The organism is Anabaena sp. UHCC 0187 (assembly GCF_009712035.1).
Taxonomy (GTDB): domain Bacteria; phylum Cyanobacteriota; class Cyanobacteriia; order Cyanobacteriales; family Nostocaceae; genus Dolichospermum.
The window spans coordinates 98,714-112,059 of the sequence record NZ_VILB01000003.1 but is presented as its reverse complement, the minus strand read 5'-3'; the positions used below and the strand labels follow the sequence as shown (position 1 = coordinate 112,059).

The following is a 13,346-nucleotide window of genomic DNA, read 5'->3' as shown; positions in this document are numbered from 1 at the left end:
CAAACCTTATCAACCCAATCTTTCTCGTAACCACAAAGCCAACAAAGGCAAAGCTAACCGATAACCATGTTCAGCATTATAAATTAAACCCTTGTGCTGTAACCCAGTCAAAGCACCTTGCAGACTCCCACCCCGTGAAAGTCCATGCTTTTGAATATACTCCTTACTCTGGGGTTTATCAGTAGGATCAATGGCTAAAGATTCTAGTAAATGTACCTGATTTGCAGGTAATAACATCAGCAAAGATTCATAAGTCATTGATAAATCTTTCAGTAATCCTGCTATCGCTTTTTGAACATCTTCCTCCCGAATTAACCCATCTGCACAGCGCGACGCAGATAAACGCCGAATAATCGCCATCCCATCGCCAATATGTCCCTGTACCGCCTCTAGAAATAGCTGCAAAGCTTGACTATGACAATCAAATGTGAAACCTTCCCTATGTAAAATTTCTCTCGCCCACAAGGCGACAACATCCTTAGCTAAAGGAGCTAATTGAATAGTTTCTAGGGGATAATTAGTATCATCTGGATGTTGGCTAGATTCAGCTATTGTGGCTATTAGTACATAACTAACATGAGGGTAAGTCTTAATTTCTTTCCTAAATTTAGTTTCCCATAAACCTTGACGATCCCAAGAACGAATATGGGGAAAACTTTCTAAAATTAGCAATATGCGGTGATTTAAATCAACCGCCATGATTTCTAATAAGTCTAACAAATTGGCGAAAGCTTGCCATAGTTGTTCTTGTTCCAAAGAACGAATTAGTCTTAATTGACTTTCAGAATTAAAAGTAAAAAATGCTGAAGTATTTTCATTTAACCAGATTTGAATTTTCTCTGCTTCCCAGTTTTGACTAATCGCTTCTGCTAATAGTTGTACAAATCTTTCGGCTTCTGTAGCGCGAATGCAGTCTATTTCTAAGATAACTGTATTCACTTCCTGTGCTGCACCTCTAACTAAAGTTCGTCTCCCACTACCAGGAACTCCAGTAATTAACAAATCACCATCTTTGGCAAGTATTTCAATAATCCGCTGAAATTCTCCGGAACGCCCAATTAATTGTAATGGAGTAGACAAATTTAAAATTCACCTTTTTTTAACTTAAAACTATGATTAATATAAATGTTCCTACTCAAGCCTTGAGTTGTTCCCTAACTAAAACATCTATACCTGTTGCCATTCCCTCTAAATATTCTTCTACAGTAACCCCTAAATCTTCTATTTCTGGCATTTTTTTAATGTCCACCTGAATCACCTATTTTGTGATCATAGACGATCAGAAATAAAAAAAGCCCGCCTGGGCGGACTTCGTTTATGGGAATAATCTACCCATTAATTCCCATTCTGACTCTTAGAAGTGTAGTAAACCTTACTACCTGTATTTGGAACAAAATGACAACCAATAGCAGAATTCCATAAGGACTTCCAAACTGGTTCTTTGGATTCGTGGAAATACTCACCCATAATTGGTTTAATTGCCTCAGTTGCTTTCAGCAAATTGTAATGAGGCATATTCAAGAAAATGTGGTGGGCAACATGAGTACCGATATCATGGTGAATATGGTTAAAAATTCCATAATCTCGGTCAACGCTAGAAATTGCCCCTTTCAGGAAAGTCCATTCTTCCCCACGATACCAAGGAATACCAGGTTCAGTGTGGTGCAAGAAAGTCACCAAGTCCAACCAAATGATAAAGACAATGTAAGGTGCAGCGTAGTATTTTAAGAACGCCATCCAACCAAATTGATAGGTAAACAATCCTAGCAAAGCCACCATACTAATCCACAGGGTGGTGCTAGTGATAATGTCCCATTTTTCTGAAGGCTTAAACAGCGGACTACTAGGTGAAAAGTGAGAACCTTCTTTACCAGGAGAACGCTTGAACAAATACACGGGATAAGCCAATAAGAACAGATAGAAACGCCCTATTCTTTGCGCTAAGGGCATTTCATCATACTCAGATTCAGAGACAGGATACCAGCTTTCATCATTTTCCAGGCTGCCTGTATTCTTGTGGTGAGTTCTGTGGCTAATTCTCCAACCATGATAAGGAACGAGAATGAAAGTATGGGTAATATGACCAACCAAATCATTCAACCATTTATGTTTAGAAAAAGATTGGTGTCCGCAGTCATGGCCAACGACAAATAAAGCCCAAAACATTGTTCCCTGCATTACCCAGAAAACTGGCCAAAAATACCAAGAATCGAGATAATTGGCCGCTGCATAGAGCAGTCCCACAATCAGAACATCACGAAAAAAATAATAGAGTGATTTAGTCACACTAGGCTGAAAACATTCAGCGGGAATTGCGGCTTTTAAATCCTGAAGAGTAAACGGTAATTTTTCTTGACCTTCAGAAGATGCAGAACTAGGATCTTGATTGAACTGGATGGTATCTAATTGCACTGGATTGGTTGATTGTAAATTATCAATTAACTGTGAAGTAATCTTTAGTTACCTCTGGAATTTAACCTGAGAAATATTGGCAAATTACCTAAACCCTTTCAGATTTGGTTCATTGCCAAACTAAAAAAATTGGTTATGAAATTAGAAGTCATTAATAAATTCATACTTCAAAGTTCATAATTGATGTTTTATTATCTCTCTGCTCGATATTCGTCAAAAGTAGTATAACCAATATCAGTTTTGTAGAGTTGACATTGATTAGTAATTTCTTTCATCAAATCCCAAGAGAATTTATATTCATCATGGAGAAGAGGACCCCAATTTTCTTTGATGCTGCTGTAAGCTAACCGCAAATTATAGGAAGGAATTGCAGTAGAAATATGATGGGGAACATGAACATTAATATCGTGACAAAGAATTTCTACCCAACGAGGATAATCACAATGAACAGTTCCAAATAACTGTGCTAAAGCCTCATTCCATTTATCAGCAGTTTTGAAAGGAACATCTGGAAGAGTGTGGTGAACAATGGTGAAGGTACTCATCCAGAAATGGTAAACCATCCAAGGAATAACCCAGAATTTAAGAAAACCCCAAACACCAGTTGTAATAATCAAACTTGGGAAAACAATAGCCGCAAAAGCAACTACTACAGCCACAGAAAGTTTGACACTAGCTTGTTCTTTTTTCTGGAAATTGCGCCAATCAAAATGCACAACTGCCCAATGGCCAATAGAACCTACCCACCAGAGACGTTTACTCATGAAAAACTGAAAAGCGGACTGTCTATTTTTAGACCAACTTGCAAAAACTTCTGTTCTAATAGGATGCCAAGCATTATCTTCATCTAGCTTGTTAGTATGTTTATGGTGATGATTATGTTTAATGCGCCAGCTATGAAAAGGGTAAATTAAGAACATCATGAAGAAATGTCCCACTAAATCATTTACCCAGCGACGGTTTGCAAATGAACGATGAGCGCAATCATGGCCAATAACGAAAAAACCTGTTAAAGCAGTTCCTGTAAAAATCCAAGCCAGGGGTAAAAGAAACCAAGGGGAAATTGCTATAAAATAATAGCCTAATGTAGCCATAGATAAACTGAGGATTACAGTTGTCCATGCTTTGCGGCTATTTTTCTGAAAACATTCCTTGGGCAGACTTTTGATAATATGTTTTAGTTTTATTTGGTCTTTACCAAGGTCTGTGGAGACCGCTATTTCCTGACTTTTGATGATTGATGTAGTCATGAATACCTGAAAAACAACAGACTGCACACAAGCTTACTAAAAAAAGTAACTTGCTACAAAGTTTTGTAACATTAATTTCTGAGATTATAGCAACTTAACAACAACTTAGGATAGTTAGTCAGCAATTAAAAAAAATAAATTTAAAATTGCTTTATTTACACACAAAAAGTCAATAGTCTTAAGCCAAAAATTGACTATAAAACTATTGACTTTGAGCATGAAATCTGTATTATGCCTTTTTCTCTGCCAGCTTTACGTTTGTCGCTAGACCTAGTAATTGTAATAACTGAATTGTCATCCAAGTCATATCAATTTCCCACCATTCCAAACCATGACGAGCAGAGTATTGAAAAGCGTGGTGGTTATTGTGCCAACCTTCACCAAATACGAGAATAGCCACCCACCAACAATTAGTTGACTGGTCACCAGAATCATAAGTGCGGTAACCAAACTTATGAGTAGCACTATTTACCAACCAAGTACAGTGATAAACCCAAATAATCCGCGCGAAAATTCCCCAAACTACCATTGACCAGCCACCGAAGAAATACAGGACTATGCCCAAGGCAACTTGTAATAAAATGAAATTTTTCTGTAAAAACTGATAAACTGGGTCATCAATAATGTCTTTAGTGAAGCGAGGAACTTGACTGTGAGCGGGAGCAAAATGAATCATCCAACCCATGTGACTCCACCAGAAACCTTGATTTGAATCATGGGGATCAGATTCAGTATCAGAATGTAAGTGGTGAATCCGATGTGTACCGACCCATTCAATTGGACCACCTTCACAAGATAGTGTCCCAAAGATTACCAAGACATACTCTAGCCATTTAGGCGTTTGAAAACTACGGTGAGTGACAAGACGGTGATATCCCAAAGTAATACCTAAACCTCCAGTCACCCAGTAAAGCAATAAAGCAACACCAATTGCCTTCCAGCTAAAATTGCTCGGAATTAAGGCAAATAGAGCGCCGACGTGCAATGAAACGAAAAATAGGGTATTAACCCAGTTAATGGGAGGTTTAGAAGTAGCAATTGTCATGCAGTAACCTGAATAGAAATTGTTCAGCCTAATCTGCGAGATCCTAAAATCCGCATATCTATTTTATGTTTTTGAATGAGGAAATGATGAACAGCTTTGAACGGCTGCGGGAAGCAGAACAGGCGCTATTAGAAATTTTTTCTGGTATTGACGCTCAGGTCAAGCATAATCTTAAAAGAGTATTAGATGCCTTCCGTCATCACCGAGTAGGCGCACATCATTTTGCAGGTGTAAGTGGCTACGGACACGACGATCTAGGACGAGAAACTTTAGATAAAGTTTTTGCCCAAGTGATGGGTGCTGAAGCTGCTGTGGTGCGAGTGCAGTTTGTTTCGGGAACTCATGCGATCGCTTGTGCGTTGTATGGTGTACTTCGTCCTGGGGATGAAATGTTAGCAGTAGTCGGTTCTCCCTACGATACTTTGGAAGAGGTAATTGGCTTGAGAGGACAAGGCCAAGGTTCTCTAATTGATTTTGGCATAAAATACCGCCAATTGGAATTAACTGATCAAGGAAAAATAGATTGGCAGACCTTGAATACTAGCATTACCGACAACACAAAGTTAGTATTGATTCAACGTTCCTGCGGATATTCATGGCGGCCAAGCCTCTCCATAGCCGACATAGAGAAAATTGTTAACATAGTCAAACAGCAAAATCCCGACACAGTTTGTTTTGTAGACAACTGCTATGGGGAATTTATCGAAACCCAAGAACCCACCCATGTTGGTGCTGACTTAATGGCTGGTTCATTGATTAAAAATCCTGGGGGTACAATTGTCAGTGCAGGGGGGTACATAGCCGGACGCGCCGACCTAGTAGAAGCAGCAGCTTGTAGACTCACAGCCCCCGGAATTGGTAGCGAAGGAGGAGCAACCTTTGATCAAAACCGCCTCTTATTCCAAGGATTATTTTTAGCCCCGCAGATGGTAGGGGAAGCCATGAAAGGAACATACCTAACAGGATATGTCTTTGACAAACTTGGTTATCCAGTCAACCCCCCACCATTAGTGCCCAGAGGAGATGTCATTCAGGCGATTAAACTCGGTTCAGCCAAAAAACTGATCGCCTTCTGCAAAGCCATTCAACAGTATTCACCCATAGGCTCTTATCTCGACCCCATCCCCGACGATATGCCCGGCTACGAAAGCCAGGTAGTCATGGCTGGGGGGACATTTATTGAGGGGAGTACCTTAGAGTTATCGGCAGATGGTCCATTACGTGAGCCTTATGTGGTTTATTGCCAGGGTGGGACTCATTGGACTCATGTATCTATAGCTTTACAAGCAGCTATTGAGGCTGTGGGGACTTTATGAGGTAAGATTTTTGCACGCAGAGACGCAGAGGCACAGAGAGTATGATTGAGAATGAGATTTCGGGAATGATTGTTGATGTGGCTTTCAAGGTTCACACTACTTTGGGACCTGGTTTGTTGGAGTCGGTTTATGAGACGGTGATGGATGTTGAGTTGAGAAGGCGAAAGTTGGAGGTGAGAAGACAGGTAATTATTCCTATCTTCTATGAAGGTGTGGTTTTGGAGGAAGGTTTTCGGGCTGATTTGATAGTTGAAGACAAGGTGATTGTCGAACTCAAATCAGTGGAAACAGTTCATCCTGTACACAAAAAGCAGCTATTAACCTATTTACGCCTTGCTAATAAAAAAGTCGGACTACTAATCAACTTTAACGTCCCACTCATCAAAGACGGCATCACACGAGTAGTCAACGGCCTCTGAAAACTCTCTGTGTCTCTGCGCCTCTGCGTGAGCCATCATTTCGGTAACTTATACTGCCCCACTATCCGCTTCGCAAACTCCGGTACATGAGCTTCTAATTTCTCTCCATGATTCCGCTTCACATATAAATAATTTCTCGCAAAGTGGGAATCTATGGAAAATCTCGCATATTCCAGTCCTTTGGGGCCAATTTTATCTATCACGACTCCCATTAATTTCGCTGCCCACATGGGTAAGGTAACTGCTTGATCGTAAGCTGGTATGCTTTGCTGTACGGCGGGTTTCCGGTTTCCTTGGGACATGACGGGCTGGGTGTGGAGTTGGTCTTTGACAAGTTCGAGCATTTCTTTGCCTGTATCGTTTCTAACTACTATCCATTGCCATTGGTAGGGTGCGCCCATATACCCAACGACGATATCAGCGAGGGAGTTGACGTAATCGAAGCAACTCATACATGATGGTGCGAAGATGTCTTTGAGGACGTTGGTTTTTAAGCCGAAGAAGGGGACTGTTTCTTCTGAACCGTCTTCGTGTTTAAAGTGGACTCGGAAGTCTTGCATAAATTCGTAGCTGACGACTGTTTGGGGGGAACGGCTGGTGGTTTCTAGGAATTTTTGCAGTCCGGCGCGGGTAACGTTATCTACGCATGGTGTTCCCAGTACATAGAGTTTTTCTAAGCCAAGTTTTTTCTCTACAGCGCGTAATGCTTGGATTTGACAACCTACACCGATGACTAATAACCGTTTCATTCCTGATTTTTCGATTTCTTCTAATACGGAGAGGTTGGGGGATAGGGTAGGTTTATTGACTTTAGCTGCTAGTATTTCTTCGGGTGTACGGGCGATGATGGGCATGGGTTGAAAGCGGTCTTCTTTGGTGTTTTGCACACAGACTACGCCTTCTACTAAGCCACGATTGAGCATTTCTATGGCTATGCTGCTAACTATTCCTGTCCATTGTGCGCCTTCTATGGGTTGTTGTTTTCTGGCGGACATCATTTCTTGATGAACTCCAAAGTAGAGTTCGTTTTCGTCTTCGAGGTTGCGGGGGCGTTTATGGGTGGTGGTTTCTAGTTCGTCTATTCTTTGGGTAATGAAGGCGCACGCTTCTTTGACGTAGTGGATATAGTAGGTGTCGCATAGTCCGCATTCGCTACATAGTTCTTTGGCGGGGCGCACGCTTCCGGGTTTGAGGGCTTTGGCTTTTTTGTGGGATTCTATGGATGTCATCTATTTTGTTTATTTTTACTAAATATGGCTTTTATTACCTTACCGTTTGGGGATGTGATGTGGGTGTTTTGATTTGGATAAGAGTTTTTTTTCACGCAGAGACGCTCCAGGCGCAAAGAAGAACGCGGAAGGAAGTAATTTATTTTAATGTTTAGTTAATATTTTGACTATTCACTGCTTTTTTAGCACAATTTATGTATTTCTGATAATCAATGATTTTTTGTTGTGCTGCTTTATAATTCGGATCAGAAATTGGTACAGTTTTCATCATTTCTATGGTTTTTTGCCATGCAATACCTACTTGATACCACTCAGCTTTAGTTTTAGCAAAGCGAGTTATTTGTGCTGCCTTTTTAGCTAAAATTATGGCTTCTGTAAACTCATCTTTTTGTTGTGCAATTGGAGATAATTGGGAAGTTGTTAGTGATTTTTTTGTATCTTTCATTTCAGTTAAACCATGATCTCCTTTTAACGTATTTAGTTGTACTTCTACTTGATCAATTTGAGATTCTTTTTTGTCATTACTATTGGCTAGGGAGATTGATAATAAATGTCTTTTAAATAAAAAATCAATTTGATAAATAAATGCACCAGTAGTTATCCAAGTAAATCCAAATATACATATTATGGTTTTTTCATAATCGTTATAAATTTTGGTGGTTTCATGGAATTTTATATCAAATACAGGGCTTATTAATGCAGTGATTAACAATAATATAAATGACGATAAAGCAATCACTAGCCAACCATATAAACCTTCCCAAATACTTACTATTCCTGGTATATATCCTTGAATATTTTGCATCTCTGGAGATTGTATTTTAGGAAAAATTTTTCCGATAATTATATGAAATATGTGGTGAGTAAAAGTAATTAGGACAATTGGTGATATGATTAGCAAAATTGTAAATATAACAAATAATTCTGGACTATTAGCAAAATTAGCTATTTTATAGCTTATCTCTCCAGTAAATGAGATAATTCTGATAATAATTCCTAAAAATAAGGCTAAAATAAAGGCTTTTAACCAGGAACTAGGATATGGAAACCACTCTGTCCAAGTAAATTTGTTCGTTTTTGGCTTAGTCATAACTACTACAAAGTGAATTATACATATAGTATCACTATAGTGTCACTTTTAGCCTGATATTTATACCACACTCTTGATTTCTCTCTGTGACTCTGCGCCTCTGCGTGAGATAAACTCATACAGATAATTACCTTTTTAGTGTTATCTTTGATAGTAAAATCGTATTTTCTGAAAAAATCTTACACCGCAAATAAACTTACAAACACATTTAATAACCCCATGCGTAATATTCCCCCCCAATCTTTAACCATTGGAATAAGTATTATTTTACTTTCCCTATTCCCCTCCTTTAACGTTCAAGCGCAAAAGGTAGCAAATAAAATTGAACTCAAAGTTTATAATCAAAACGAGCGAAAACAAAGTTGTCCAGATAAAGTTATTGTCACTGAAATTCCCCGTCCTTATCAAGAAGGTAGTTTTGCTACCGACGGTTCTGTGAATTTAAGTGAGTACGCAAATAATATTTCTGTCAGCGCAAATAATAGCTTTAGCACTACATGGGTAGGAACATTAAAACCCAAATATGCAAAATGTTTTGCTTCTGCTGGAATCACCAAAATTGATGGTGAAAAATATACTGGAACTACTAATCATTTGCGGCTGCATTTTGTTAAAGGTAAAGTTTATTTTATGCTTGATTTAGCAGGTGGTTTTGATGCTAATGATTATCCTTTAATAGTTCTCAAACAAGGAATGAAAATAGGTAATCCTGTGTGGACTTGGGGTGGAACTGATTAATAAAAAATTCATAGGTGCTATTATCGGGAATAATAGATTATTAGATGACACAAATAAATATCCTCTCAATCCTTAAATCCTGTAAATCCTGATTCTGACAATAACCATGAAAGCAACATCCCAAACAGGTGCAGCATTTATCACCACCGGAACATTAACAGGTGCGACTATTTCCTCCACAGTCGGAGGTATTGGAATAGCTGGAAGCTTTGGGGGTGTGGGAATAGGTGCTGCTTCTGTAACCGCTGCGGGTGCGGTTGTTGGCGCTGCTGTTTATGGTGCTTTCAAAGGAATCACGGAAGGGGATACAGTAGCTTATGGTGCAATGGGTATAGGTGCTGTAGGTGGTGTTGGCGTTTCTAATATTGTTGGTGGAATAGGATTTGTTGCGCCTAAAATTGGTTTAGCTTTTGGTATTGGTACTGTACCAATGGCGGGAATTGGTGCTGTTTTAGGACTTGCTGCTTATGGTGTGGCTAAATTATTAGATGATTCGGAATTTAAAGAACCTCCCATACAGCTTTTTGAACGTATGGAAGCAAAAGTTTTACAAAATGATTATTATTTTGAAGCATTATTAGAATTATCTGGTGATGATATAAATGCCAAATTTACAGCTTTAGAAGTTGACAATGAGTTAAATAAATTAAAAGCTAAAATAAATGTTGAACCTCCAAAAATCAAACCAAAAATATTAAATATAACTCCTCAAATAACGGGAATTTGGCAATGTGTAAAAACTCTCAAAGGACACACCGCCACTGTGAATGCAGTAGCTATTCATCCTGATAACCAAACCTTAGTTAGTGGTAGCAATGACAGACAAGTTAATTTATGGAATTTACAAACTGGAAAATTGCTATATACTTTTTCTGGACAAGCTGAAGCTGTGTTATCTGTGGCTATTAGTCCCGACGGAAAACAGTTAATTAGTGGTAGTGTAGATCGGAAAATCAGTAGTTGGGAATTAGAAACAAAAAGATATAACCGCACATTCTCTTATTTAAGTTCTCCCTATAGTCATAATGGTTTTATAAATGCACTTGTTTATAGTCCTAATGGTAATATTATTGTTAGTGGTAGTACGGATAAAACTATTAGAATTTGGGGAAGTTATTCGGGAACAATTAAACGCACTTTAAATGGACACATGGATGCAGTTTTATCTGTTGCTATTAGTCCTGATTGTACAACTCTTGTTAGTGGTAGTGCTGATAAAACTATCAGAATTTGGAATTTACAAACTGGTGAAACCCGTTATATTATTAATCAGCATTTAGCAGCAGTCAATACATTAGCAATTACTCCCGATAATCAAACTTTAATTAGTGGCAGTACCGATAGTACAATTAAATTCTGGAATCTCCATACAGGGGAATTACGCTACACTTTGCAGAAATACTCAACGGCTATTTCTGCTATTGCTCTTCACCCCGATGGTAAAATTATTGCTAGTAGTAGTGAAGATGGAATCATCAAGCTTTGGAATATCGCAACTGGGGAATTAATAGAAACTATTTCGGGATTTAGTCCCCTAACTTTTAGTGCAGATGGTAGAATCTTGATTAGTGGTGGTAAAGGTGGAACTCTCAAGATTTGGCAACAGGTTCACAGCGGTGATCATTTACCCTCAACTGGGGAATGGTGGGAAATTTTAGGCGTAGAACCGAAAACCCACCCCAAAGATGTCAAACTTGCCTATCTGCGATTAGCAAGATTATATCATCCTGATATTAACACTTCTAGCAGTGCTAAAACTGCCATACAAGCAGTTAATCAAGCATATCAAAAGTTTCAGCTTGTGAATGACTTGTAATATATATATCCCTTCATCAGTATTAATCTCCGAAAAAACTTTAACTGTTTATGTTGCATATTCTGAAAAAACGTTATAAATTGTTAAGTTGTAGGGGAATAATTTATTTTGTCATCTCAATAGCCAATTTCTGAACAAGTAGATATACTATATTCAAGTGATTCTACATACAGAATAAGCTGTATTTTTAGGAATTGAAAAAGCTGCTAAACATGATGCAGTTAGTTTTTTATATTGACTGAGTTTTAGTATTTTGACTGGATTGATATTTGCTATTTCAAAGTTATGATAAAAATGGCATAAATAATAGTTAAAGGTGCATCTACTCCCAAAAAATCTACTATCTAAATGGAGTTAGTCTGGTAATGCAACTAAACGAATTAGAGACAAGTAACAATATAGAAAATGAAGCATGGCAAGTATTAGAGAATTCAATTCTCTACTATAAAGGTCGTCCTATTGGTACTTTAGCTGCCTATGATCCATCTGTAGAAGCTTTGAATTATGACCAGTGCTTTGTCAGAGATTTTGTATCTTCTGCCCTAATTTTTCTCATTAAAGGGAGAACAGATATTGTTAAAAATTTCCTAGAAGAAACATTAAAGTTACAGCCGAAAGAAAGAGCATTGGACGCATATAAACCCGGTAGGGGTTTAATCCCAGCCAGCTTTAAAGTTGTATCTATCAATGGCGAAGAACATTTAGAAGCTGATTTTGGCGAACACGCGATCGCTAGAGTCACACCAGTAGATTCTTGTTTGTGGTGGCTGATTTTATTACGTGCCTATGTAATTGCTACTGATGATTATTCCATTGCTTATCAGCCGGAATTCCAAACAGGTATCCGGTTAATTATGGAAATCTGTTTAGCTAATCGCTTTGATATGTATCCAACCCTATTAGTGCCTGATGGAGCTTGCATGATTGATAGGCGGATGGGGATATATGGCCATCCTCTAGAAATTCAAGTTCTCTTTTTTGCTGCCTTGCGTGTAGCGCGGGAACTACTAATTTGTGAAGGCAACCAAGATATTATGGAGGCAATTAATAATCGCTTGCCTTTGTTATGTGGTCATATTCGTAAACATTATTGGATAGATATTTCTCGCTTGAATGCAATTTATCGGTTCAAGAGTGAAGAATATGGTAAAGCGGCCGTAAATCTATTTAACATTTATGTAGATTCTTTGCCTTATTATGAATTAGATAAATGGCTACCCAAAAAAGGTGGTTATTTAGCAGGTAATGTTGGTCCATCCCAGTTAGATACCCGCTTCTTTTCTCTGGGAAATTTAATGGCTATTATTTCCGATCTTTCTACAGAGGCACAATCCCAAGCGATTATGACTTTGATTGAAGAAAGATGGGAAGACTTAGTGGGAGATATGCCCATGAAAATCTGTTTTCCTGCCTTAGAAAATGAAGAGTATAGAGTTGTCACAGGATGTGATCCTAAAAACATCCCTTGGTCATATCATAATGCAGGAAGTTGGCCTGTTTTAATGTGGATGTTAGCCGCAGCAGCAGTGAAAACGAAAAAACCACAGTTAGCAGAGAAAGCTTTTGAAATTGCCAAAGCACGTATATATGAAGATGAATGGCCAGAGTATTACGATGGCAAAAAAGGGAGATTAATTGGTAAACAAGCGAGAAAATATCAAACTTGGACAATTGCCGGCTATTTATTAGCGAAAGAACTGATGGATCATCCTGAATTCTTGCCATTAGTTAGTTTTGATAAATTACCTCCAGAAACCATTTCTAGAGCTTGTGAATTTGAAGTTGGTAGTGTAGATCCTTATATGTCTCTTTGACAGGAATAGCAATCTTCAATCGTTGTAATTCTAGTAATCTGAAAAACTGTCCAAGGTAGACAACATCTTTTTAGCCCCTATGAGAAAATACGGGGCTTTTTAATTTTGTGGATAAATAGCTGTCAGTAACCAGTTAAAAAGGATATCATAATAAAAGACTAGGAAAAAACAACAAATTGAAAAGTTTTTTTATTCACTAGGTAAATTGTGATTTCCT

11 protein-coding genes are annotated in these 13,346 nt (G+C 38.2%); 5 read left to right on the top strand and 6 right to left on the bottom strand.

The annotated features are described in order from the left end of the window. Window positions 1–9: 9 nt before the first annotated feature. The 4 genes from FJR11_RS03005 to FJR11_RS02990 all read right to left on the bottom strand — a co-directional run bounded on the left by FJR11_RS03005 (window position 10) and on the right by FJR11_RS02990 (window position 4,707). Window positions 10–1,089: an ATP-binding protein gene (locus tag FJR11_RS03005; RefSeq protein ID WP_168502375.1), complete on the bottom strand. Its 1,080-nt coding sequence runs from the start codon at window positions 1,087–1,089 to the stop codon at window positions 10–12. 246 nt (window positions 1,090–1,335) lie between these two features. Further along, window positions 1,336–2,412, bottom strand: coding sequence for a fatty acid desaturase (locus tag FJR11_RS03000; protein WP_168502248.1), 1,077 nt, complete (start codon window positions 2,410–2,412; stop codon window positions 1,336–1,338). 191 nt (window positions 2,413–2,603) lie between these two features. Beyond that, the gene (locus FJR11_RS02995; RefSeq protein ID WP_168502247.1) at window positions 2,604–3,662 is read right to left on the bottom strand and encodes a fatty acid desaturase; all 1,059 of its coding nucleotides are present in this window, start codon (window positions 3,660–3,662) and stop codon (window positions 2,604–2,606) included. A gap of 229 nt (window positions 3,663–3,891) precedes the next feature. Then, window positions 3,892–4,707, bottom strand: coding sequence for an acyl-CoA desaturase (locus tag FJR11_RS02990; RefSeq protein WP_168502246.1), 816 nt, complete (start codon window positions 4,705–4,707; stop codon window positions 3,892–3,894). Window positions 4,708–4,793: 86 nt separating this feature from the next. Here FJR11_RS02990 and FJR11_RS02985 point away from each other — a divergent pair, with 86 nt between their 5' ends. Both FJR11_RS02985 and FJR11_RS02980 read left to right on the top strand, forming a co-directional pair. After that, on the top strand, window positions 4,794–6,023 hold the full coding sequence (locus FJR11_RS02985; RefSeq protein ID WP_168502374.1) for a methionine gamma-lyase family protein: 1,230 nt from the start codon (window positions 4,794–4,796) through the stop codon (window positions 6,021–6,023). 41 nt (window positions 6,024–6,064) lie between these two features. Then, the gene (locus FJR11_RS02980) at window positions 6,065–6,442 is read left to right on the top strand and encodes a GxxExxY protein (protein ID WP_168502245.1); all 378 of its coding nucleotides are present in this window, start codon (window positions 6,065–6,067) and stop codon (window positions 6,440–6,442) included. Window positions 6,443–6,477: 35 nt separating this feature from the next. Here the strand turns inward: FJR11_RS02980 and FJR11_RS02975 are convergent, their stop codons facing one another. Further along, window positions 6,478–7,671 (bottom strand): Coenzyme F420 hydrogenase/dehydrogenase, beta subunit C-terminal domain, encoded by a 1,194-nt coding sequence (locus FJR11_RS02975; RefSeq protein ID WP_168502244.1) that lies wholly within the window; start codon window positions 7,669–7,671, stop codon window positions 6,478–6,480. Between the two features lie 151 nt (window positions 7,672–7,822). Then, window positions 7,823–8,761: a hypothetical protein gene (locus FJR11_RS02970; RefSeq protein ID WP_168502243.1), complete on the bottom strand. Its 939-nt coding sequence runs from the start codon at window positions 8,759–8,761 to the stop codon at window positions 7,823–7,825. Between the two features lie 219 nt (window positions 8,762–8,980). Here FJR11_RS02970 and FJR11_RS02965 point away from each other — a divergent pair, with 219 nt between their 5' ends. The 3 genes from FJR11_RS02965 to FJR11_RS02955 all read left to right on the top strand — a co-directional run bounded on the left by FJR11_RS02965 (window position 8,981) and on the right by FJR11_RS02955 (window position 13,129). Next, on the top strand, window positions 8,981–9,499 hold the full coding sequence (locus tag FJR11_RS02965) for a hypothetical protein (protein ID WP_168502242.1): 519 nt from the start codon (window positions 8,981–8,983) through the stop codon (window positions 9,497–9,499). A gap of 106 nt (window positions 9,500–9,605) precedes the next feature. Next, entirely contained in the window at window positions 9,606–11,315 is a 1,710-nt protein-coding gene (locus FJR11_RS02960) for a DnaJ domain-containing protein (protein ID WP_168502241.1), read from the top strand. 365 nt (window positions 11,316–11,680) lie between these two features. Continuing rightward, on the top strand, window positions 11,681–13,129 hold the full coding sequence (locus FJR11_RS02955) for a glycoside hydrolase 100 family protein (protein WP_168502240.1): 1,449 nt from the start codon (window positions 11,681–11,683) through the stop codon (window positions 13,127–13,129). The last annotated feature ends 217 nt before the right edge of the window (window positions 13,130–13,346 follow it).

Coding starts and splice junctions, on each gene's coding strand:
- FJR11_RS02980 (WP_168502245.1), top strand. CDS start 6,065: ATGATTGAGAATGAGATTTCGGGAATGATTGTTGATGTGGCTTTCAAG.
- FJR11_RS02955 (WP_168502240.1), top strand. CDS start 11,681: ATGCAACTAAACGAATTAGAGACAAGTAACAATATAGAAAATGAAGCA.
- FJR11_RS02965 (WP_168502242.1), top strand. CDS start 8,981: ATGCGTAATATTCCCCCCCAATCTTTAACCATTGGAATAAGTATTATT.
- FJR11_RS02960 (WP_168502241.1), top strand. CDS start 9,606: ATGAAAGCAACATCCCAAACAGGTGCAGCATTTATCACCACCGGAACA.
- FJR11_RS02995 (WP_168502247.1), bottom strand. CDS start 3,662: ATGACTACATCAATCATCAAAAGTCAGGAAATAGCGGTCTCCACAGAC.
- FJR11_RS02990 (WP_168502246.1), bottom strand. CDS start 4,707: ATGACAATTGCTACTTCTAAACCTCCCATTAACTGGGTTAATACCCTA.
- FJR11_RS02975 (WP_168502244.1), bottom strand. CDS start 7,671: ATGACATCCATAGAATCCCACAAAAAAGCCAAAGCCCTCAAACCCGGA.
- FJR11_RS02970 (WP_168502243.1), bottom strand. CDS start 8,761: ATGACTAAGCCAAAAACGAACAAATTTACTTGGACAGAGTGGTTTCCA.
- FJR11_RS02985 (WP_168502374.1), top strand. CDS start 4,794: ATGAACAGCTTTGAACGGCTGCGGGAAGCAGAACAGGCGCTATTAGAA.